The organism is Brevibacterium sp. BDJS002 (assembly GCF_028201555.1).
Lineage (GTDB): Bacteria > Actinomycetota > Actinomycetes > Actinomycetales > Brevibacteriaceae > Brevibacterium > Brevibacterium aurantiacum.
This window is the reverse complement of the sequence record NZ_CP116392.1, coordinates 1877152-1897652: the sequence shown is the minus strand read 5'-3', so window position 1 is coordinate 1897652 and position 20501 is coordinate 1877152. Positions and strand designations below refer to the sequence as shown.

Here is a 20501-nt window from a genome sequence, read left to right as displayed (position 1 = left end):
ACGGCTGAGAAGCCGGTTCGTCACCCGGTCATCCCTTTCCAGCACTTCACGCGCGATCGTTGGCCTCTAACCATGCAATGATCTCGGTTTCCTCCGGCAGGTGGGTGAATCTCACTATGTCGTCGCTGCCGACGAAGTAGAACGTTCCGGTCACCTCGGTGATTTCGGGATGCACCCGCTGAATGGCGAAACGGTACAGAGCCAGCTGCCACTTCATCACCTCAAGAGTCTTCTCCTCGGGCAGTTTCGAAGTCTTCCAGTCAACGACTTCTGCATGATCGCCGGTGATGAAGACCGCGTCGATCTTGCCCGGGACCCTGAACCTCCCAAGGACGAGTTCGAACGACATTTCGATGTGGTCGGCATGCCTGCTCGCGAACTCAGAGCCGATGAACGTCTGCTGCAGGCGTTCAATGGTCGCTGTGTCGATGGGCCGGACCTGCTGCTCGTCCTCGATGTCGATGCTCGCCTGGCCGAAGTGCTGCTCGACCCAGGAGTGAAAAGTGGTGCCGATCTCTGCGGCTCGGCTCGGCGGACTGGGCACGGGCCGCAGCGTCTGCTTCATGAAGTCGTTCGGATCGCGACGCCACGACACGAGTGCGGTGGCTGAGAGCCGATCCGGGACTGCTCCGGTGCCCTCACGTTCCGGACGGCTGCTGATTCGCAGGGCTTGACGCGCATACTGCCCCACAGGGGTGGGCTTCTGGGCGAGTTCACTGAGTCCTGTCGGTGCGGCACGACTGACCCATTCGGCGGCACGTCGGGCGGTCGAGACGAGGGCTGTGCGGGGAACGGGCCAGACGCTCGTCTCCACACGATCCTCAGCTGATTCGTCAGCCGGCTCCGGCATGTCGACATCCAGGTTCAGTTCCTCGATCGCTTCCATCAGGAACGGGGATGGTTCGTCGGGGTTGGCTCGCGCGCCCATCAGCTCTGCCCCCAGCCACAGATGGTGTTTGGCGCGGGTGAACGCCACGTACGCGAGGCGTCGCTCCTCTTCCTCATGTGCATCGGCGATAGCGGGTTTGATGAACTCGTTGACCCATTCGTCAAGAGCCTTCTTCGTGTCGAAGTCGGCGGTGCGCAGATCGTAGTCGACGAGATGGGCGCGGTCACCGCGCAGCGGATAGGGCAGAGCCGTCCTCTCCATCCACCCTTCTGGGTCGCGCGGTGAGGTCGGGAAGTCCTTGACCACCAACGACGGAACCGCCACCGCATCGAATTCGAGGCCCTTGGACGCGTGGACGGTCATGATGTCGATGGCCTCGGCCGCAGAGTTCGGCTCGGCCACGCTGAGTGCGTCCTTCTCTTCCATCAGGCTCAGCCATTCGAGGAAGCCGGGCACCGATGGCTGGTCATCAGCCGCCGAATACTGGCTCGCAGCAGAGAGGAACGAATCGATGGCCGAACGATGGAGGTTGCGCAGCGAATCGCTCAGCCCCCAGATATCGGTGTCGACTCCTGTCTCGGTCATCGCGGTACGGATGATCGAGGCGATGGTGCCCGAACCTGACCGCACGTGCCGCAGAGCCTGAGCCAACCTGACGAGACGCTTCAGAGCAAGCTCGCTCAGCCCCGAGTTGCGGAAGTTGCTCACCATCGCCCGCGCACCGGGGAACTTCGCTGAGCCCGACAGTGCTTCGAAGAGATCGACGAGCTCATCGAGGCCCTCGACGATCGTCGCCTGGTCGATGTTCTCCGGAACAACTCCGGAATTCTCGGGATCCTCGCCCAGGAATTCGGTGACTCGCGAATCGTTCTGTCGTCTGGTGAACGATTGCAGCGCTGCGATATCGGTGGCGCCAAGACCCAGCAGTCGACCGCTGATCAAGCGCATGAGACTGTCCCCGGCCATCGGATCGACCGCTGCGGTGAGCACGGCCCGCAGGTCGGCAACGAACGGATCGCTGAGGAGGCCGGAGGAACCATGCACATGCACGGCGTAGCCGGCAGTCTCCAGAGCTGCGGCCACCGGCGCGAAATGTGCCCGTTTGCGGCACAGAACCGCCGTCGACGACCCGTCGGGAAGACTGGCGACCCATTCGGTCAATGAACGCAGTCCCACGGTGAGGAAATCGGGGTCATGTGCACCAGAGCTGATGTCGATGGCCACGTCTCCCTCGCCGGCGCCGGTGCGCGCGGACAGAGGTGTCTCCCGGCTGCCCGCCAATCCGTTCGCGGTGCGGTTGGCGACGGTGAGAATTCTGTGGTCGTTGCGCCAACTTGTGCTCAGAGTCAGTGACTCGACGTCATGGAAGTCCGAGGAGAAGCGGATCATGTTGTCCGCACTCGCCCCGCGCCAGCCGTAGATGGCCTGTCGCGGGTCGCCCACGGCCGTCACCGCTGTTGAGTGGAACAGGTCGCGCAGAAGCTTCAGCTGTGCAACAGAGGTGTCCTGGAACTCGTCGAGGAGAACGATCTTCCACCGGTGCTGTTCAGCTCGGCGCGCGGCGGGCACCTCGTCGAGGATGCGTTGGGCGAACCTGACCTGGTCTGAGAAATCCATAGCCAGGTTGCGTCGCTTCGCGGCCATGTACTCGTCGGCGAGCTTCGCCGTCTTGATCTTCGCCTCGAGCTTCGCCCGTCGGCCGCTGGGGTCGACGGGTTTGCCTTTGCTCGACACCAGCGCCTGCAGGCACTGGTCGAGGTAGTCCGTGACCTCGTCGACATTGCGCCCGTGATCGTTCATTGCGGCCGCCAGCGCGATGATATCGGCAATCATCGTCTCCCGCGCCTTGTCACCGGGAATGTCCTCTGTGCTCGCTGCGTCGATGATTCCACCGGCGATCGTGTGAGCCGCAGCCTCATCGAGCAGCACGGTCTCAGGTTCGATGCCGATGCTCACACCGTGTTCGCTCACGATCGATGCCGCATATGAGTTATAGGTCGACACCGTAGGATTGTCGAGCCCGGGCAACGTCATCTCACTTCCGAGCCCCAGATTGTGACGCAGCCTGGCCAGCAGCACCCTGATCCTGCCGCCCAGCTCTCCCACGGCCTTGCGGGTGAAGGTGAGACCGAGGATCTCTTCAGGATCGACGAAGCCGTTGGCCACCAGCCATATGACCCGTTGGGAGATGACGGTCGTCTTGCCGGAGCCGGCTCCGGCCGTGACCTTCATCGACTGCTGCGGGTCGGCCTCGATGATGATCCTCTGTTCCTCACTCGGCGGAAAGGCCTGGGCAGGATCGGCAGCGGTGAGACGGGCGAGTTGCTCAGCGGAGAAGCGCATCAGGAATCTTCCAACATCTTGGGCCCGATCGCCGGGCAGGAGGTTCGGACAGGGCAGCTCATACATTTCTGGGGTTCGACTCGTGCCGGGAACTCCGCGGCACGCATCCGTCCGGATACGTCGTTGATGAGGTCTCTGGCCCAGCCTGGATCCTCATCGATCTCGAGAGCGGACTGCTCCCTCTTCTTCTGCTTGGTATATCGGAGGAAGACGAGTTCAGCACCGTAGGCCTTGGCATCGACCACTTGATCGTCGCCGATTGTGATCGAGCCGGAGTTGATCGCCTCCTGGTAGACCCCGAGCTGGGCATGGCGTGGCATCTCCTGGCCTGTAGGTGTGTTCTTGCCGGTTTTGAAGTCAACGATCCGGATACCCTCGGGCGTTCTCTCGATGCGGTCGAGGCGCCCTGTGACCTTCCATTCCTGCCCGTTCTCGTCGACGCCGGTGGCGTACACCTGGGCCTCGACTCCGATGGGTTCGCCCGGTGAGTCCTTGATGTACTCGCCGAGTCGGTCGGCCATCTTCATAGCCAGAACGTGCTCGCGGTCTCGTTCCCATTCGGCGTCGAAGTCCAGCGTCTTGAACTCTTCGTCGACGAATTCTCGGATCGCCGAGGCGGGCCCCTGTGGGTAATTCTCTGCAGCGGCATGGATGATCGTTCCCAGGCTCTGGGCCAGGGAACCGGGCCGGTCTCCGCCGTTGCGGGTGAGGAACCACCGCAGTGAGCAGTCGGTGAAGGATTCGACCTGTGACGGCGAGACCTTCACCAGGTCCTCAGCACCGTAGAGGGGCTGGGCGGAGGTGATGTCTTCGGTCTCACGCCAACGTTCGGGCGGATCGACCGTGGAGCTGGTGGCAGACAGCGCGGCCATCAGCTGTGCCCATTCCTCCACGTCCTCGGCTGCTGTCTCCTGCTCGGAATCTGCGGCGGCTCTCAGCAGCCGTGCCCGCGCGTGTGCGGCCATCTCGGCCAGCGACAGAGGCAGGAGCTCGTCTTCGTGCGTGATGGCGTATCCGTCGGCGTCCTGCGTGCCCTTCGCCGTTCCAGCGGCGAGAACATCGAAGAATGGGGAAGGATTGCTCTCCGCATCGGAGATCGCAGTGACGATGACGTGCTCTTCGGCACGGGTCAGAGCGGTGTAGAAGAGCTCTCCTTCTTCCCGCAGGTTCGTGCGTTTGGCATGGGAGTGGTAACCGGGGTCACTCGTGACGGTCTCCCCGGTCAGCAGAACGGCGCTGAGGTCGTCGAGGCCGAGGATGCCGCCGCGAATCTTCGGGTTCGGCCATACGCCTTCATTCACCTCGGCGATGATGACGAGCGGGACCCTCAGGTGGGCCAGGGACGACGGTGTTCCGACCTGCACAAGGTCGTCAGTGCCTGCCTGGGCGGCCAAGGAATCCTGGGCGATGTCCTGTTCGGCCACAATGCCTGCGAAGGACCGTGCGGTGAACCCGCCACGATCGGAGATCTTCTCTGCCAGAGTGAACAGTCGCAGCACGGAGTCCAGGTGCGCATTCGCCACCGACTCGGGATCTTTCAATACCTCGGTCTGCCACTTGTCTGCGATGCCGGCGGCCTCCCAGATACCCCACAGAGCCTCGTGCGGATCAACCGAGCCCACCTCCGCCGCGGCATGGAGCATTCGTGAGATCGTGGCGAGTCCCGGAGGAGATGAGTCGTCGATGTCGCTGCGCAGCGCCTGAGCCAGAGAATTCGAGCTCTTCGCTGCGGGGAACTGCTTCCGCACCACGCGTTTGAAGCGTCTGATCTGCACCGGATCGAGGCGCACGTAGATGCTGCCGGCCAGGGACAGTGCCTGTGCGGCGATGGATTCGTCATCGTCGAAATCCGGGGTGCGGGCGAGCAGCTCGAGAAGCGGAGCCGTGGCGGGGTCGATGCTCAACGGTTGCATGATGTTCGCCGTTGCCACGCCCGAGGCGCTCAGCTCATTGGCGACGACGCGGACAGTGGACGTGTTCCGGCACAGCACTGCCACGTCTGACCACGCGTGGCCGTCTTCGACGAAGTTCGTCACCCGACGGGCCAGGTACCGGTAGCTCGATGCTGCGCCCTCGAACACATGTGTTTCCACCTTGTCCGGGCTGCTCGCGACCGGCTCAGGCTCGCCTTCCCCCTGCTGCGGCCCGGCGTCCACCGGTTCGATCCCATCGGCCGACTCGCCGGTGCGTGCGGCACCATCGGGGCGCGGCATGTGCTGCAGCCCCCACCTCGTGGTGATCCGGCGGCCGAAGTCATCACCGACGGCAACGAGCTCGTCAGCAGTATTCTTCACCTCCGGCAGAACCACGGTCGTAAACCGCTCGTCGGAGGCGCTGCGATCGATGATCGAGGCATCGGCTCCGTGGAAGCGACCTGTCACGGTCTCCGGGCTGCCGAACAGCGCCAGTGCGCTCCCGCGCTCGCGCAGCTGCTCCAGCAGTCCCCAGCTTGCGGCAGGGAAGTCCTGGACACCGTCGGCCAGGACAACGGTGGGCACCACATCGGGGGCGAACGTCCACGCTCGACCCGCGGTCACCTCGGCGGGTTCACGCAGAATTTCGAACGCGGCCCGCGCAAGAACCGTCGCAGAGTCGGTGCCGCCGTAGCCGGGCATGCTCATAATGTCGAGGTATTCCTCGAGGACCTGTGCCACGGCCTCCCACCGAGGATCGCGATGGTGTTCAAGCACCCGGTCAAGAGCGCTGCGCCCGAAGTCGAACACGAACTCGGGAGTCTGTTCCGGTCCACCGCCGGCGCTCGGGGCCGGAATCCGTACGCCGAAGTCGAACTCCATCACCCGATTGAGGAAGTCACGGACCTCGGTCCGAAACGCGGAGGTCGACCGCACCTCTGCGGTGATCTCAGCTGGCCAGGCGGGCCCACGGCCATGACCGAGTTCGTGCCCGGCAAGGAGATCAGCGAGGAAAACGTCCTGATCGGCGCCCGAGATGAACTCGAGGTCATCACCGGTCTGGGTCGTATGAGCGGCACGTGCAATTCCGTAGGCGAACGATGAGATGCTGCGCGCAGGCGCGGATGCCAGCACCGCGTCCCTGGGTACCGCGAGACGGTTGCGCAGCACGTCGGCATGATCGCGGTTGGGGGTGAGGACCAGCACCGATGACGGGCTGACCGATGACATCAGCTGGGCGTAGACGGATTCGAGCATCGTCGTCTTGCCCGTACCGGGACGGCCCACGACCGTCACCGACTCCCCCGCGAGCAGCTTCGCGCCGATCCCCTCTGTCACTTCATCCATACTCGTATTCCATCATGAGGCACGGACATAGGGGCGAAGTGGCCATGATCGAGCGCGTTGCCAGGTCCTCCACTTGGTTTTCGCGTAGCATGATGGAATGTCGAGTCCGCACCAAAGATTGCCCCGTGAACAGCGCCGTGACCAGTTGGTGGGGGTGGCACGCTCTGTCTTCGCGACCCGTGGATATCGGACCACCTCGATGGACACAATCGCCGAGGCGGCTGGAGTGTCGAAGCCGGTCCTCTATCAGCACTTCGCGTCGAAGCAGGATCTCTACCTCGCGCTCATCGACGATTCCGCAGCGCACCTCGATACGACTCTCGATGCCGCAATCGGGTCGACGAACGACCCGCATGAGAAGGTTCGTGCCACGTACCGTTCCTACTTCGAGTTCATCGTGTCCCATCGTGAGGAATTCGTCATCCTCTTCAATTCCGATGTCTACGAACCCGAGGCTCAGAACCGTATCCGCGGTCTGCGCGAACGGACCGCCTCCCGTGTCCTGACCGCGCTGAAGAGCTACACCGACCTCGACGACATCCAGGCTCGGCTGCTGTGCCGGACGCTCATCGGCACTGCCGAGGTCGTCGTCAAACAGCTCGAGACGACTCCGGAGATCGACGTCGACACGGCTGTGAGCCTGCTGACCCAGATGAGCTGGGGCGGACTGCAGTCCTTCACCACGAAGTGACTGCGAACTCCCACCAGACGAGGGAAGAAAACCCGGCCTCGCTGACGTTATGCTGAGGACGAGTCAAACACGATCCGCACAAGGAGCACAATGGAAATCAAGATCGGCGTCAAGCAGTCACCGCGAGAGATCGTCATGGAATCCGACGAGACACCCAAGGATCTCGCCGCGCGCATCGAAGAATCCGTCAAGGCCGATTCGCTGCTGTCCTTCACGGACCTGAAGGGACGCCAGGTATTCGTTCCTGCGGCCGCACTCGCCTATGTCGAGATCGGCACCGAGGCTGCCCGCCGCGTCGGCTTCGGAGCCTGAAGGACCGACAGTACGCACCATCGCATGGGGGTGAACACCGAACCTCGGTAAATTCCCCGTGAATAGGTTCAGGGTCCGGTACATCACCGGACCCTGAACCTATTCACGCAACGTTGACGGGCGCTCTCAGGCGACAAGCCCCAGTGCCGACATCCGTTTCGAATGATTGGCCGTCACTGCCGGTATCGAGGCCACCACTCTTTCCTCATCGATGCCGAGGAAGGGGTCGGTGAGGAGGTTGCGTCCGCGACCCAGAGTTTCGGCCACGAGCTTGCGTCCCCACAGCGCCAGACGAGAGGCCAGCTGAGTGTCCGCGGCGACGTCGGCTGTCAGGCGATTGCGCACATAATCGGTCGCACGTGTATCATCAAGAATTGTAATTGCCAGGCTGTATCCGGGCTCGCTGAGCTCATCCACGGCCGTGCGGTAGAAGTCATTCATGATTCCGTCGAAGACGAATCCTTTCATGAGGCTTTCGTGCCAGTCACGAGGACGAGTCCGTTCAGCCAGCACGGTGAAGGTCGGCTCGAAATGCTGACAGAGCTCGACCGCATCCTGGCCCAATCGACTGATGTGCTGCGAGAGCTCTTCGAAGTTCGCAAAGGACAGAGAGGCCAACCGCGCCAAAGTGACTTTATCGTCCATGTGCACAGCGGTGGTCGCGTTGGTGGCCATTCGTTCGAAAGCGGTCAGCTCGCCGAACGCCAGAAGCGCGAGCGTAGCAGCATTATTACCGGCCAATGGGGCAGAATCGGGCATAACTCAAGAGTACCGGTTCACGACCATGACGAGCGCGAAGGCGCTAAAAGGAGTTTGAAACATGGCGGAGACAGAACCTGATTTCGCAGAACTGGGAGTCGCTGGACCGATCGTGGCCGCACTGGCTGCCAAGGGCATCACCCACCCCTTCCCGATCCAGGCGATGACGCTGCCCGTGGCACTGTCCGGAGCAGACATCATCGGCCAGGCGAAGACCGGAACGGGAAAGACTCTGGGCTTCGGCATTCCCCTCCTGCAGCGTGTCGTGGGCAAGAACGAAGATGGTGCCGCACCAGCTGATCCTGAGAATACTCCGGAGTTCGTGTCCGACAGCACCGAGACACGCCTTCCCCAGGCCCTGGTCGTCGTACCGACTCGTGAGCTGGCCAAGCAGGTCGCCGCTGATCTCGTCACCGCCTCCACGCAGCGTGACATCGACATCATGACCATCTACGGCGGCATGGACTTCGACCCGCAGATCAAGAAGCTCAAGTCCGGCGTCGATGTCGTCGTCGGCACTCCGGGTCGCCTCCTCGACCTGTACGGGCGCAAGGTTCTGCGACTGCACAAGGTCCGCACGGTCGTCCTCGATGAGGCCGATGAGATGCTCGACCTCGGGTTCCTGCCCGACGTTGAGAAGATCATCAACGCGGTGCCCGCACACCGTCAGACCATGCTCTTCTCCGCCACCATGCCCGGTGCGGTCATCACCCTGGCTCGCCGTTACATGAGCCGACCCACCCACATCCGTGCCCACGACAACGAAGACCTGTCTCTGTTGGGCAAGAACACGGAACAGTTGGTCTACCGTGCACATTCGATGGACAAGAGCGAACTCGTCGCCCGCATGCTGCAGGCCGAGGGACGCGGGCGCACCATCATCTTCACTCGCACCAAGCGCACCGCAGACAAGCTCGCCGCCGAACTCGGCGACCGCGGCTTCCAGGTCAAACCTCTGCACGGAGACCTCGGTCAGGCGCAGCGGGAGAAGGCCCTGAAGTCCTTCCGCGAGGGCCAGGTCGACGTCCTCGTCGCCACCGACGTTGCCGCACGCGGAATCGACATCGACGATGTCACCCACGTCGTCAACTACCAGTGCCCCGACGACGAGAAGACCTACGTCCACCGCATCGGCCGCACCGGGCGTGCCGGCAACACGGGCATCGCCGTGACGCTCGTGGACTGGGATGACATGCCTCGGTGGCGCCTCATCAACAAGGCTCTCGGTCTTGACCATGATGAGCCCGCGGAGACCTACTCGACCTCACCTCACTTCTTCGCCGATCTCTCCATTCCGAAGGGGACGAAGGGGCGTCTGCGCAGGCAGCAGACCGAGGAGTCGGACGACCATGCGGGTCCGAAGAAATCCGAACAGCGCCGAGGCGGATCCTCGGGCCGCGGCGGGTCATCATCAGGTGATGACGCACTTCGGAAGCCGCGACGCAGCCGGGAACGTCGTCGCACCCGCGGCGGCAAGCCGGTGGGGCGCACCTCGACTGCCCCCAACGACCGCCAGAACTCCGCAGAATAGGGCAACAGCCCACCACCGGACTCAAACGAACGGCCTCGACCACCTCTGGTCGGGGCCGTTCGTTCATCTTGCGTGTGCTGGCCGGGCTCACGGTCATGGTCGGACATTCCGGTGGAGTCCTCATCGGACGCGGTGAACGGGCGGATGCCGATTTCGTGCCGCTCTTCGCCTGGTCGGACATCTTCATCCTCGGCTGAGGCCAAGAGGCTGAGTCCAAAAGACAGCGCCCCGCACCCGTACCCGGGCTCAGCGACCGCGATTCACCCCTGGATGAAGTCGACTCCCCCGGGTCGGGAGTTCGCGCGGTCAAGCAGCTTCGCGAACATGTGACTCGTCGTCACGTGCTCGCCCAGCCGGTTGGGCTTTCCTGTGCCGTGGTAGTCACTCGAACCGGTGATGATCAGATCATGGTCGTGGGCAAGCCTGCGCATGATCTCGCGTTCGCTCTGCGGATTGTCGCGGTGATCGACTTCGAGTCCGTCGAGTCCGGCCGCGATGAAATCCGCCATCGCCGTGTCGGGCACGACAAGTCCGCGCATCGCGGCGCGAGGGTGGGCGAAGACCGAGACTCCCCCGGCTTCGCGGATCAGCGCGATGGCCGTGATCGGATCGATCGTCGGCAGGCTCACATGGTATTTGCCGTGGCTGGACAGGATGGAGCCGAAGGCTTCGGTGCGCGATTCGACGATGCCCGCAGCAACCAGGGCATCAGCGATATGGGGTCGGCCGATCGTCGCATCTTCGCCGGAGACGGCAAGGACCGCGTCCATGTCCACGGGGTAGTCCTCAGCGAGGCGGTCGATGATGAGGTGCGTGCGATCGAGCCGGGCCCGACGAGTCTCTTCGACGACCGCGGCCAAACCGGTGTCATAGGGGTCATGCAGGTAGGACAGCAGGTGCACGCTGATTCCCTCGTGCCGACACGAGATCTCCATCCCCCGGACCAGACCCAGGCCGTAGACCCGTGCGGCTGCTTCCGCTGGGGCCCATCCGGCAGTGGTGTCGTGGTCCGTGACGCCGAGTACGTCGATGCCTTCCATCGACGCTTCGGATAAGAGTTCGGACGGGGTTTGAGTCCCGTCCGAGAACGCAGTGTGCACATGGAGATCTATGACCATGTACCCAGTCTATCCGCAGTCACACAGGATGCTCGTCCTCGTCCCGGCAATCACCGTGAGCAGTGCCTAGAATGGGAACATGACAGCCCAGAATGAAGACAGCACCGAGCAGACCCAGGCCCTCGACGATCGAGTCAACAACCGTTCCCATCGCCCCAACTCCCAGGCATTTCGTGATTTCGTCGCCGAGGGATGGGACCGTACACCACTCGATGCCCAGGCTCTGGCCGCAGCCGGATTCACACCAGCACGCCGGGCGCAGGTCTCCGCCGCCTTCCCCGGAGAACGACTCGTCATCCCCGCCGGGGGCCACAAGGTCCGGTCCAACGACACCGACTACCGTTTCCGCGCTCATTCGGCGTTCATCCACCTGACCGGCCTCGAAGCCGATTCCGAGCCGGACGCCGTTCTCGTCTTCGAGCCGGAGGACGATGCTCACACTGTGACTCTGTATTTCCGGCCCCGCGCGGGTTCGGATACCGTCGAGTTCTTCTCCGATTCCAGGTACGGCGAATACTGGGTCGGTCCCCGCGCCGATCTCGAAGCGATGTCGACGATGACCGGCATCACCACCGAAAGCGCCGCGACGGTCGACGACGCGATCACCAAGGACCTCGGCGCGATCTCAGTGCGTCTGGTCCGCCAGGCCGATGTCCGCATCGACTCCCTCATCGATGTCGCCCGCACTCAGGTGCAGGCCGATCTTGAGACCTCGGAGGCCGGAGATGCCGAGCTGGCCCAGCTGCTGTCCGAGCTGCGACTGATCAAGGACGAACACGAGGTCGCCGCCCTGCGCGAAGCCGTCGCCATCACCCGCACCGGCTTCGACAACGTCGTCGCCGCCCTGCCCACCGCAGTGACTCATCGACGCGGTGAACGCATCATCGAGACCGCCTTTGAAACCGCCGCCCGCTCCGAGGGCAACGGCATCGGCTACGACACGATTGCGGCCGCGGGCAACCATGCCTGCACCCTGCACTGGATCCGCAATGACGGTGCGGTGCGCGAGGGCGACCTCGTCCTCGTCGATGCCGGGGCAGAAGCCGATTCGCTCTACACGGCCGATATCACCCGCACACTCCCGGTCTCAGGCACGTTCACCGACGTTCAGGCGAAGATCTATGATGCCGTCCTCGACGCATCGGATGCGGCCTTCGCCGTCGCCGCTGACCATGCCAACCGTGAGGTGAAGTTCCGCGAGGTCCACGAAGCCGCGATGGAGGTCATCGCGCCCGCCTCGAGGAATTCGGCATCCTGCCGGTCTCTGCAGCCCAGTCGCTGTCACCGGAGGGTCAGCATCACCGGCGCTGGATGGTGCACGGGACCAGTCACCACCTGGGCTTGGACGTCCACGACTGTGCTCAGGCACGTGCCGAGATGTACTTGGATGCGGCGATCGAACCTGGCATGGTCTTCACGATCGAACCTGGCCTGTACTTCAAGACCGACGATCTGCTCCTGCCCGAGGAATTCCGCGGCAACGGTGTGCGCATCGAAGACGACGTCCTCGTCACCGCCGACGGAGTCGAGAACCTTTCGGCAGGATTCCCGCGCACCCGCGCCGAGGTCGAGGCCTGGGTCCAGGGACGATGACCCCTGGGCCGTTCCGGGGCCGGGGCATCCTCGAGATCCCGGGAATCACGCTGGGCCACGCCGGCGAGTTCGGCCCGGACCGGTTGACCGGCGTCACCGCCGTCCTGCCACCACCCGGTGCGCACGTCGGGGTGGACGTCCGTGGTGGCGGTCCGGCCACTCATGAGACCGATGTCATCGCCCCCGGCACCCATTCCTATGGTGCCGATGCGATCGTCGTCACCGGTGGATCCGCATTGGGTCTGCAGTCGGTCAGCGGTGTGGTGCGCGCCCTCGCCGAGGCGGGGCGCGGTTTCCCTGCTCCTGGACTTGCCGACACCGTCATTCCACTCGTCCCCGCCGCCGCGATCTTCGACCTCGGCCGAGGCGACGGGACCGCGCGTCCTCCTACGGATGTCGACGGTGAGGCCGCGGCACGGGCAGCCCTTCGCTCAGCACACGATAGGGCACAGGCACCCGGCGTCAGGGGCAGCCTCGGCGCGGGTCTGGGTGCACGTTCGGGACAGCAGACCATGCGCAGCTCCACGGGGTCGATCGCGATCCGTCTGCCCGGCGGCTACACCGTTGCCGCTCTGGTGGTGGCCAACCCGCTGGGCACGATCGGGACGCCCGACGGCAACCTGTGGGCGGGCCCGCTCCTGGACTCCTATGGATTCGATCTGCCGCGGATCGGTCATCTGCCGGCCACTCCCGAGTCCACGGCCGAGGCCACCTCGGCGAAGAACACGACCATCGCCATCGTCGCCACGGACGCGGCCCTGAACCCGGCGCAGGTCACGCGTATGGCCTCCGGTGCCCATGCCGGAATCGCGCGGGCGATTCACCCCTCGCATACGCTCTTCGACGGTGACACGGTCTTTGCCGTCGCCACCGGTGATGTGAGCCTGCCGGAGGACTTCGCGGCCTCGACACTCGACCAGGTCGCGATCACCGCAGCTGCTGCCGATGCCCTGAGCCTGGCCGTCATCGATGCTCATGTCGCTGCCGCTCCGGTGGAGGACTCGTGGGGTCAACCACCGACTCTCAGCGATGTCGCTCCCGATTTCGTGGAGACCTTCGCCGCACAGGACTGAGACTGGGGCGGGCACCGACATCATTGATGCCGGCGCCCGCCCCTTTCCTATGCGAATCTGCTTCAACAGCCTCGCTCAGAATCAGCAGCCTCCCTCAGGGGATTCGATCAGTTCGAGTCCGCCTGGCGAGCCTCTTCCGAGTCGAGTCCCTTACGGTCGTCTGCGTCGACCTTCTTCTCCTGCTGAGTGCTGAAACCGTCCTTCGCCAGCTGCTTCTTCGAGGTCTGAGCCGCAGCGGCCTCGTCCTCGACAACGGTGAAGCGGACGGTCTCCGTGAACTCACGGCCGTAGCGGTCCGTGCCGGTGACTTCGGCACTGTGCGTGCCGAGGTCGAGATCGGACGGCATCTCGGCTCGCCACAGGTGCGAGCTGGACTGTCCGACGCTGCCCGAGGTCCGCAGGTTCTGCGAGGCCGTGTACGGATCGGTGTACTCCCAGCCCTTCGCCAGCGACTCGCCCTTGCCTGGCTGAGTGTGCTCGGCGAGCTTGCTCGACTTCCCGTCGAAGCTGACCTCGACTCGAGCGTCCGATGTGCCTGCGAGGAAGCTCGAAGTCAGCCAGGTGTCGCCCTGTTTGAGGTCATCGCGAGTCACGACGCGCTCAGAGATCGCCTCCGGCTCTTCGCCTGCCTTGTCGGCATCCTGCCAGTCCTGTGCCTCCTGCGCCCAATCGCGCCATTCGGGCGAGTTCACGCCCAGCAGCAGCTGATGGTCATCGGACTCGTTGCGGACCGTGTAGCGTTCGCTGCGTTCGGAACCGTCGAATTCGAGGGTTTGGACGCCGGGTTCGGATGCATCACCGGTGAAGGAGTAGGGCAGCCCGTCGGCGTTTAGTCCGCCGGAGTACCAGTCACCTGAGACGGCTCCGGCGACGATCTGGGTGTTGGGGAGCGTGTCGATGCCCTCGTCGGCCCATTCCTTGCGCTGTTCACCGGCCACGAGGTTCTCCTGCGTGTGCGTGTGACCGCCGACGGTCACCGCGTTCGGGTAGTCGGAGATGACGTCGTAGAACTCCTTGGCGTCCTCGGCGACGACCTGTTTGTGAGTGACGATCGGTACGTGGGTCGCGATGACGACGTGGTCGTTCTTCGCCACATTCTTGAGATCGTTCTCAAGCCATTCGAGCTGCTCTTCACCGATCTTCTCCTTGTACTTCTTCGTCGATGCGTTGCCCGAGTACTCGATGCTGTCGAGGACGACGAAGTGAGTCTTGCCGACATCGTAGGAGAAGTGGCCGGGTCCGAAGTCATCGCGGAAGGTATCGAGCGCGTGTTCGTCATCCGGGGAGTCGTAGTCCTGGTCGTGGTTGCCGGGAGCGGCCCGAACCGGTCCGTTCATCTGCGAGTAGACGTCGCGGAGCTCGTCGTTGAGGCTGAGGTCATCGCCCACGTTGTCTCCAAGCAGGAGCACGCCGCAGCCATTGTAGTCATTGCGATCGGCGAGGTCGCCGACAGCGCCGTCACGGGCGTAGCCCATTTCGGTCTTGTCATAGGCCTGGGTGTCGGAGGCGATCGCGCAGTCCTGCTTCGCCGAGGCGGTGGCCGAGGATTCGATCATCGGGAAGTTCACGGCCTTCGGGGTGTCCCCTGTCGGCTTGATTCCACCGAACTTGAGCTGTGGTGACCCCTTCGGCAGATGGTTGTAGCTGAACTGCGCGAAGTTGTCCGAATCCACCGGGACCTGCCAGCCGGAGGGCTGGGTGATGGAGACCGTCATGTTGTCACGAACGGGCAGCTCGTAGGAGCCCTTGCCGTCGGTCTGCACGACGTCGACGCCGTTGGTCACGGCGACGTCGGCAATGCCCGTCTCGTCTCCGTCGAGCTTCGAGTTCTCGTTGACGTCATCGAAGACCTGACCCTTCAGAGTCTCCGGGTCATCGGCCTGTCCACGGTCCACCTGCACGTGGCCCTCATAGAGTTCGGCGGGAGCATCTGCTGCAGCTGCAGAGCTTGCGCCCACCAGCGGTGCCATCAGGGCGAGGGCGGCACATGCGCTGAGTCCTGTCACCACGTTCGGACGAAATCGTCGTTCCGACATTGAAGTCTCCTTGTGTTCGGTAGTGGGAAGTTCTGCCGAGAAAAGACCCTAGGGAGCCTGAGAGAATCCTGAATGGATGCGACAAGACAGCTTGGTGAACGGAGAGTGATGGGCTCATGGCGACCGCCGACAGCCGCTCGCACAGCCGCGCTTCGCGCATCCGATGGTGCTGACCCCGTAGGCTTGAGAGCATGAGTGGTCCACCGAAAAGAGTCTTCGTCGCGCGTCTCATCGCCGTCCCCGTCTTCGACCCTCTTGGAGATCAGGTCGGACGTGTGCGAGACGCCGTCATCGTCTACCGCGCGACCATGCGGCAGTTCCCCCGCGTCATCGGCCTCGTCGTCGAGGTTCCGGGCAGACGACGAGTCTTCGTGCCGATGGGACGTGTGACCTCCATCGACTCGGGGCAGGTCATCACCACCGGACTGGTGAACATGCGCCGCTTCGAACAGCGCCACTCGGAGACGCTGGTGGTCAACGACCTCCTCGACCGGCGCCTGCGGCTGCGCGAGGACGACTCCCCCATCCAGATCGAAGACGTCGGCATCGAACAGCAGGTGAACAAGGACTGGGAGGTCACCCGGCTCTTCGTGCGCAGAGTCCAGGAACGCAGTGCCTTCTCCGCCTTCCGCCGGCGTGGTGAGACCATGCAGATCTCCTGGACCGACACCGAGCACCCGGCCGACTCAAACGTCGATCAGGAGGCCACGCAGCTCATTGCCGCGTACCAAGACACGAAACCCGCCGACCTCGCCGACGTCCTGTTCGAGATGAAGCCCGAACGTCGACTCCAGGTCGCCCGCGCCCTCGACGACGAACGACTGGCCGACGTCATCGAGGAACTGCCCGATGAGACACAGGTTGAGCTCCTCTCCGCCCTCGACACCGAACGTGCGGTGACGGTGCTGGAGGAGATGGAACCCGATGACGCGGCCGACCTCCTCGGCGAGCTCAGCGATGAGCAGGCAGAACGGTTCCTCGCACTCATGGAACCTGACGACGCCGAGGATGTGCGCACCCTGCTGTCCTACGACGACGACACCGCCGGTGGTCTGATGACCACGGAACCCGTCATCCTGACCCCGGAGACGACCGTCGCCGAGGCGCTCGCCCACGTCCGCAGAGAGGATCTTCCCGCGGCGCTGGCGGCTGCGGTCTTCGTCTGTCGGCAGCCGGTCGAGACGCCGACGGGAAAGTACCTGGGGATCGTCCACATTCAGGAGATGCTGCGCCATCCCCCGCACGAGGCCGTCGGCATCATGCTCGACACGGAGGTCGAGGCGCTGCCACCGGACTCACCGCTGGGCGAGGTCACGAAGCTGCTCGCGGCGTACAATCTGGTGTCGGTGCCGATCACCGACGAGAACGACCGCCTCATCGGGGTGGTCACCGTCGATGACGTCCTCGATGAGCTGCTGCCCGATGACTGGCGAGTCACCGGTCGCGATGACCATAGGAGGGGATAGCTGTGGCTGCTGAAGATTTCGACGTTCCCCGTTCGAGCAGACGCAGGCTGCCGAACATTGCGATGTCCCCGGAGACCTTCGGACGCGGAGCCGAAGGCTTCGCCCGGTTCATGGGCACTCCCGCGTTCCTTGTGGGGATGACCGTGTTCTGTGCTGTCTGGTTGATTTGGAACACGCTCCTCCCCGAGGCCTGGCAGTTCGATCCTCGGTCGTTGAACTTCACTCTGCTGACGCTGATCCTGTCGCTGCAGGCCTCCTACGCCGCCCCGCTGATTCTGTTGGCGGAGAACCGCAGCACCGACCGTGACCGTGTCGAGTTCGAACACGACAGGCAGCGGGCCGAGCGCAACCTCGCCGACACCGAATACCTGGCACGCGAGGTCGCGGCACTGCGCATCGCCATGCGCGAGGTGGCGACCCGAGACTTCATCCGCTCCGAACTCCGAGACCTGCTCAAGGAGCTCGAAGAGGACGCGAAGGAGCCCGTCAGAGACCCGGTCCGAAGTGACCGGTCCGACGACGAACAGGTAGGCTGAAGGTCCCGCGAAGACCGAGCGGGAAGTGAAAGGACGTGAGCACATGAGTGGGCCATCCGAGGACGCAGTCAGGGAAGCTCTGACAGGTGTCATCGATCCGGAGATCCGCCGCAGCATCGTCGAACTCGACATGGTCGAGTCCGTCAGCATCGAGGGCGGGAAAGTCACCGTCACCGTCCTGCTCACCATCTCCGGCTGTCCGCTCAAGGACACGATCACCAAAGACACCACGGCAGCGGTCTCGCAGGTCGACGGTGTCACCGATGTGTCCGTGATCCTCGGGACCATGACTCCAGAGCAGCGCACCGCGATGCGCGAGAAGCTCCAGGGCCCGGGCACCAGCCGCGAGGTTCCGTTCAACAAGCCCGACTCACTGACGAAGGTCTACGCCATCGCCTCGGGCAAGGGCGGAGTCGGCAAGTCATCGATCACCGCGAACCTCGCCGTCTCCCTGGCTCAGAGCGGACTGCGCGTAGGCGTCGTCGACGCGGACATCTACGGCTTCTCGATTCCAGCAATGCTCGGCCTCTCCGGCAAACCGACCCGGGTCGACGACATGATCATCCCGCAGGTCGCTCACAACGTGAAGGTCATGAGCATCGGCATGTTCGTGCCGCCGAACCAGGCTGTCGTCTGGCGGGGACCCATGCTCCACCGCGCCCTCCAGCAGTTCCTCACCGACGTCTTCTGGGGCGACCTCGACGTCCTTCTCCTCGACCTTCCTCCGGGCACCGGTGACATTGCGATCTCCGTAGCGCAGCTGCTCCCAGGGTCAGAGCTTCTCGTCATCACAACACCGCAGCAGGCGGCCGCACAGGTCGCCGAGCGCGCGGGATCGATCGCCACCCAGACAGATCAGCGCCTGGCCGGAGTGATCGAGAACATGTCATGGATGGAGATGCCCGACGGCACTCGGATGGAGGTCTTCGGTTCAGGAGGCGGCGCCCAGGTGGCCGCAAACCTCTCGGAGACGATCGGTTCCGAGGTCAAGCTGCTGGGCCAGGTGCCACTCGACACGCAGGTCCGCGAAGGCTCGGATTCCGGACTGCCGGTGGTGTTGGGCTCCCCCGACTCCCCCGCAGCACGCGAATTCGCCTCGTTGGCGTCGACTCTGTCCCATCGCTCACGCGGCCTGTCGGGACGATCCTTGGGTCTCAGCCCGGTCTGAAGTCTGGTCTGATCCGCCTGTTTGGGATCAGATTCGCCTGCTTGAGATCAGGTGGCTTCGGTGTCGAAGGGTGCAGTGGCTGAACGGTCGCGCAGAGCGGACTGAGCCTGGAATCGCTCGATCGGCGACAGGGTCTTGGTACGGGGCTCCCTCGGCGTGGAATCCGCGTCACCTTCGCTGCCTGCGGACCCTGAATCGAGCGACTGGGCGGGTGTGTCACTCGAGGCAGCCGATGATTCCCGAAGCTTGGACTCGCGGATCGCTGAGTCCTCCTCGACGAGAGCCTCGCGCACGATCCGCCGGGGGTCGTACTGACGTGGATCCAGCTTCTGCCAATCGACGTCATTGAAGTCATCGCCGAAGTCGCGGCGCACGCTGTCCTTGGCTCCCTCAGCCATCCGACGCATCTGTCGCACGAGGTCACGCAGCTTCTGCGCGTATTCGGGCAGGCGTTTGGGCCCGATGACGACAAGAGCCACTACCACCAGGATCAACATCTCGGTGCCGTTGATACCCAACATGGAAACAAGTCTACCGTGCACAGAAGTATGCTCGACTCACGGTCAGCACAGGATGGAGTGGAGCAGATGGATGAAGTGGTCGTGGAACGAGTCCTGCGCATCGTCGAGCTCGTGCCAGAGGGCCGCGTCGTCGCCTATGGCACCGTCGGACTGGTCGCCTCCTGCTCGGCGCGCTACGTCGGACGCGTGATGAAGGAGTTCGGCTCGAACGTCACCTGGTGGAGGGTGGTCAACGCCGCTGGAGTGCTGCCGGAGGCTCTGCTGCCCACCGCGCGTGAGCACTGGGAGCACGAGTCCACCGCGCACACGCATGAGAAGGTCTCCAAGTCGGCCTTCGTTGACATCGATGATCTCGCGCAGCTGTGGCGCACCCACGGAATCGACCCCGCATGCAGTTAGACTGAAGTCCACATGTCAGCCGAAAGGGAGGGTCGATTGTCACGCGAGAATCCAGGTGATCTCACCTTCGCCGAACAGTACAACGGGCCCGACCCCTTGTTGGATGCCGCGCGAGCCCTCTCCCACGAGAACGGTTTGGCCCCGGTGTCGCAGACTACGGCGTCGACGCTGACCCTTCTCGCCCGGCTGCTCACCCCGGTTGCCGCGGTCGAAGTCGGCACCGGTGCCGGCACCTCGACGTTGGCTCTGCTGCGGGGAATGCCCAATGCAGGGATCCTGACCTCGATCGATACGAACTCCACGGCTCAGGCTGCGGCTCGTGATCTCATCGACATGGCAGGCATCAGGCACAGCCGTCTGCGTCTGATGAGCGGGCGTGCCGAGGATGTCCTGCTGCGTCTGGCGCCAGGTGCCTACGACATGGTCTTCCTCGACTCGGAGCCCACGAACCTCGAACGCATGATCGAGCCCGCGCTCCGGCTTCTCGATGCCAACGGACTCCTCGTCATCCACCAGACATTGCTCAAGGGCGGGGTGGCCGATCCCGTTGACCGTTCGCCGCGCACCCAGGCGGCACGTGGCCTGCTCAACCGTCTGGCCGAACAGGACCGCCTCGAACGCGTCCTGCTGCCCATCGGCCAGGGTCTGCTCATGATCCAGAAGACTCGTCGCTGAACAGGCCGACGACACCGTAGAAAACCAGGAAACCCTGGCTGCTGCGTCGACAGCGGCGCTGAATGCAATGACATTTGAATGCAAAAACAGCAGAGACTCTGCGAAGTCTCTGCTGTTCGTTCAGCCGCGCT

At 63.8% G+C, this 20501-nt stretch carries 15 protein-coding genes and 1 pseudogene; 10 read left to right on the top strand and 6 right to left on the bottom strand.

Going from position 1 to position 20501, the window contains the following annotated elements; all coding sequences use genetic code 11:
- Positions 1-46 precede the first annotated feature (46 nt).
- On the bottom strand, positions 47-3232 hold the full coding sequence (locus tag PGC08_RS08850) for an ATP-dependent helicase (RefSeq protein ID WP_009881728.1): 3186 nt from the start codon (positions 3230-3232) through the stop codon (positions 47-49).
- The gene (locus tag PGC08_RS08845) at positions 3232-6492 is read right to left on the bottom strand and encodes a PD-(D/E)XK nuclease family protein (RefSeq protein WP_271709983.1); all 3261 of its coding nucleotides are present in this window, start codon (positions 6490-6492) and stop codon (positions 3232-3234) included. Before PGC08_RS08845 ends, PGC08_RS08850 begins: the two co-directional genes overlap by 1 nt.
- A gap of 97 nt (positions 6493-6589) precedes the next feature.
- Here PGC08_RS08845 and PGC08_RS08840 point away from each other — a divergent pair, with 97 nt between their 5' ends.
- Together PGC08_RS08840 and PGC08_RS08835 are read left to right on the top strand one after the other, a co-directional pair.
- Complete coding sequence (locus PGC08_RS08840) at positions 6590-7183, top strand: TetR/AcrR family transcriptional regulator (protein WP_029416568.1); 594 nt, start codon at positions 6590-6592, stop codon at positions 7181-7183.
- Positions 7184-7273: 90 nt separating this feature from the next.
- Positions 7274-7495: a DUF3107 domain-containing protein gene (locus tag PGC08_RS08835; protein WP_009881725.1), complete on the top strand. Its 222-nt coding sequence runs from the start codon at positions 7274-7276 to the stop codon at positions 7493-7495.
- Between the two features lie 126 nt (positions 7496-7621).
- On the opposite strand, the gene PGC08_RS08830 is transcribed toward PGC08_RS08835, so the two are convergent.
- Positions 7622-8254 carry a ferritin-like fold-containing protein gene (locus tag PGC08_RS08830; protein WP_009881724.1) on the bottom strand — a complete coding sequence of 211 codons (633 nt, stop codon included), beginning with the start codon at positions 8252-8254 and terminating at the stop codon, positions 7622-7624.
- Between the two features lie 61 nt (positions 8255-8315).
- Between PGC08_RS08830 and PGC08_RS08825 the strand changes: the two genes are divergently transcribed.
- A complete protein-coding gene (locus tag PGC08_RS08825; RefSeq protein WP_271709982.1) occupies positions 8316-9785 on the top strand; it encodes a DEAD/DEAH box helicase in 1470 nt (489 codons plus the stop codon).
- Between the two features lie 260 nt (positions 9786-10045).
- Here PGC08_RS08825 and PGC08_RS08820 read toward each other — a convergent pair whose 3' ends face one another.
- Positions 10046-10903, bottom strand: coding sequence for a PHP domain-containing protein (locus PGC08_RS08820; RefSeq protein WP_009881721.1), 858 nt, complete (start codon positions 10901-10903; stop codon positions 10046-10048).
- A 79-nt stretch (positions 10904-10982) separates the two neighbouring features.
- Between PGC08_RS08820 and PGC08_RS08815 the strand changes: the two are divergent.
- Positions 10983-12496: pseudogene (locus PGC08_RS08815) on the top strand (aminopeptidase P family protein).
- On the top strand, positions 12493-13569 hold the full coding sequence (locus PGC08_RS08810) for a P1 family peptidase (RefSeq protein ID WP_271709981.1): 1077 nt from the start codon (positions 12493-12495) through the stop codon (positions 13567-13569). Before PGC08_RS08815 ends, PGC08_RS08810 begins: the two are co-directional and overlap by 4 nt.
- Positions 13570-13676: 107 nt before the next feature.
- Here PGC08_RS08810 and PGC08_RS08805 read toward each other — a convergent pair whose 3' ends face one another.
- Positions 13677-15605, bottom strand: coding sequence for a calcineurin-like phosphoesterase family protein (locus PGC08_RS08805; RefSeq protein WP_271709980.1), 1929 nt, complete (start codon positions 15603-15605; stop codon positions 13677-13679).
- A 191-nt stretch (positions 15606-15796) separates the two neighbouring features.
- Here PGC08_RS08805 and PGC08_RS08800 point away from each other — a divergent pair, with 191 nt between their 5' ends.
- The 3 genes from PGC08_RS08800 to PGC08_RS08790 are packed head-to-tail and all read left to right on the top strand — an operon-like array spanning position 15797 to position 18775.
- On the top strand, positions 15797-17071 hold the full coding sequence (locus tag PGC08_RS08800) for a magnesium transporter MgtE N-terminal domain-containing protein (RefSeq protein WP_009881717.1): 1275 nt from the start codon (positions 15797-15799) through the stop codon (positions 17069-17071).
- A gap of 2 nt (positions 17072-17073) precedes the next feature.
- A complete protein-coding gene (locus PGC08_RS08795; RefSeq protein ID WP_271709979.1) occupies positions 17074-17607 on the top strand; it encodes a DUF1003 domain-containing protein in 534 nt (177 codons plus the stop codon).
- A gap of 43 nt (positions 17608-17650) precedes the next feature.
- Complete coding sequence (locus tag PGC08_RS08790; RefSeq protein ID WP_009881715.1) at positions 17651-18775, top strand: Mrp/NBP35 family ATP-binding protein; 1125 nt, start codon at positions 17651-17653, stop codon at positions 18773-18775.
- 47 nt (positions 18776-18822) lie between these two features.
- Here PGC08_RS08790 and PGC08_RS08785 read toward each other — a convergent pair whose 3' ends face one another.
- The gene (locus PGC08_RS08785; RefSeq protein ID WP_096158655.1) at positions 18823-19296 is read right to left on the bottom strand and encodes a twin-arginine translocase TatA/TatE family subunit; all 474 of its coding nucleotides are present in this window, start codon (positions 19294-19296) and stop codon (positions 18823-18825) included.
- Positions 19297-19362: 66 nt separating this feature from the next.
- Between PGC08_RS08785 and PGC08_RS08780 the strand changes: the two genes are divergently transcribed.
- On the top strand, positions 19363-19695 hold the full coding sequence (locus PGC08_RS08780; protein WP_226829486.1) for an MGMT family protein: 333 nt from the start codon (positions 19363-19365) through the stop codon (positions 19693-19695).
- 36 nt (positions 19696-19731) lie between these two features.
- Entirely contained in the window at positions 19732-20370 is a 639-nt protein-coding gene (locus PGC08_RS08775; RefSeq protein WP_069601330.1) for an O-methyltransferase, read from the top strand.
- Positions 20371-20501: the final 131 nt, after the last annotated feature.

What these genes read in the sequence shown, in the direction of transcription:
- PGC08_RS08805 (WP_271709980.1), bottom strand. Translation starts at nt 15,605, where the DNA reads ATGTCGGAACGACGATTTCGTCCGAACGTGGTGACAGGACTCAGCGCA.
- PGC08_RS08790 (WP_009881715.1), top strand. Translation starts at nt 17,651, where the DNA reads ATGAGTGGGCCATCCGAGGACGCAGTCAGGGAAGCTCTGACAGGTGTC.
- PGC08_RS08830 (WP_009881724.1), bottom strand. Translation starts at nt 8,254, where the DNA reads ATGCCCGATTCTGCCCCATTGGCCGGTAATAATGCTGCTACGCTCGCG.
- PGC08_RS08825 (WP_271709982.1), top strand. Translation starts at nt 8,316, where the DNA reads ATGGCGGAGACAGAACCTGATTTCGCAGAACTGGGAGTCGCTGGACCG.
- PGC08_RS08845 (WP_271709983.1), bottom strand. Translation starts at nt 6,492, where the DNA reads ATGGATGAAGTGACAGAGGGGATCGGCGCGAAGCTGCTCGCGGGGGAG.
- PGC08_RS08835 (WP_009881725.1), top strand. Translation starts at nt 7,274, where the DNA reads ATGGAAATCAAGATCGGCGTCAAGCAGTCACCGCGAGAGATCGTCATG.
- PGC08_RS08850 (WP_009881728.1), bottom strand. Translation starts at nt 3,232, where the DNA reads ATGCGCTTCTCCGCTGAGCAACTCGCCCGTCTCACCGCTGCCGATCCT.
- PGC08_RS08840 (WP_029416568.1), top strand. Translation starts at nt 6,590, where the DNA reads ATGTCGAGTCCGCACCAAAGATTGCCCCGTGAACAGCGCCGTGACCAG.
- PGC08_RS08780 (WP_226829486.1), top strand. Translation starts at nt 19,363, where the DNA reads ATGGATGAAGTGGTCGTGGAACGAGTCCTGCGCATCGTCGAGCTCGTG.
- PGC08_RS08800 (WP_009881717.1), top strand. Translation starts at nt 15,797, where the DNA reads ATGAGTGGTCCACCGAAAAGAGTCTTCGTCGCGCGTCTCATCGCCGTC.
- PGC08_RS08820 (WP_009881721.1), bottom strand. Translation starts at nt 10,903, where the DNA reads ATGGTCATAGATCTCCATGTGCACACTGCGTTCTCGGACGGGACTCAA.
- PGC08_RS08785 (WP_096158655.1), bottom strand. Translation starts at nt 19,296, where the DNA reads ATGTTGGGTATCAACGGCACCGAGATGTTGATCCTGGTGGTAGTGGCT.
- PGC08_RS08810 (WP_271709981.1), top strand. Translation starts at nt 12,493, where the DNA reads ATGACCCCTGGGCCGTTCCGGGGCCGGGGCATCCTCGAGATCCCGGGA.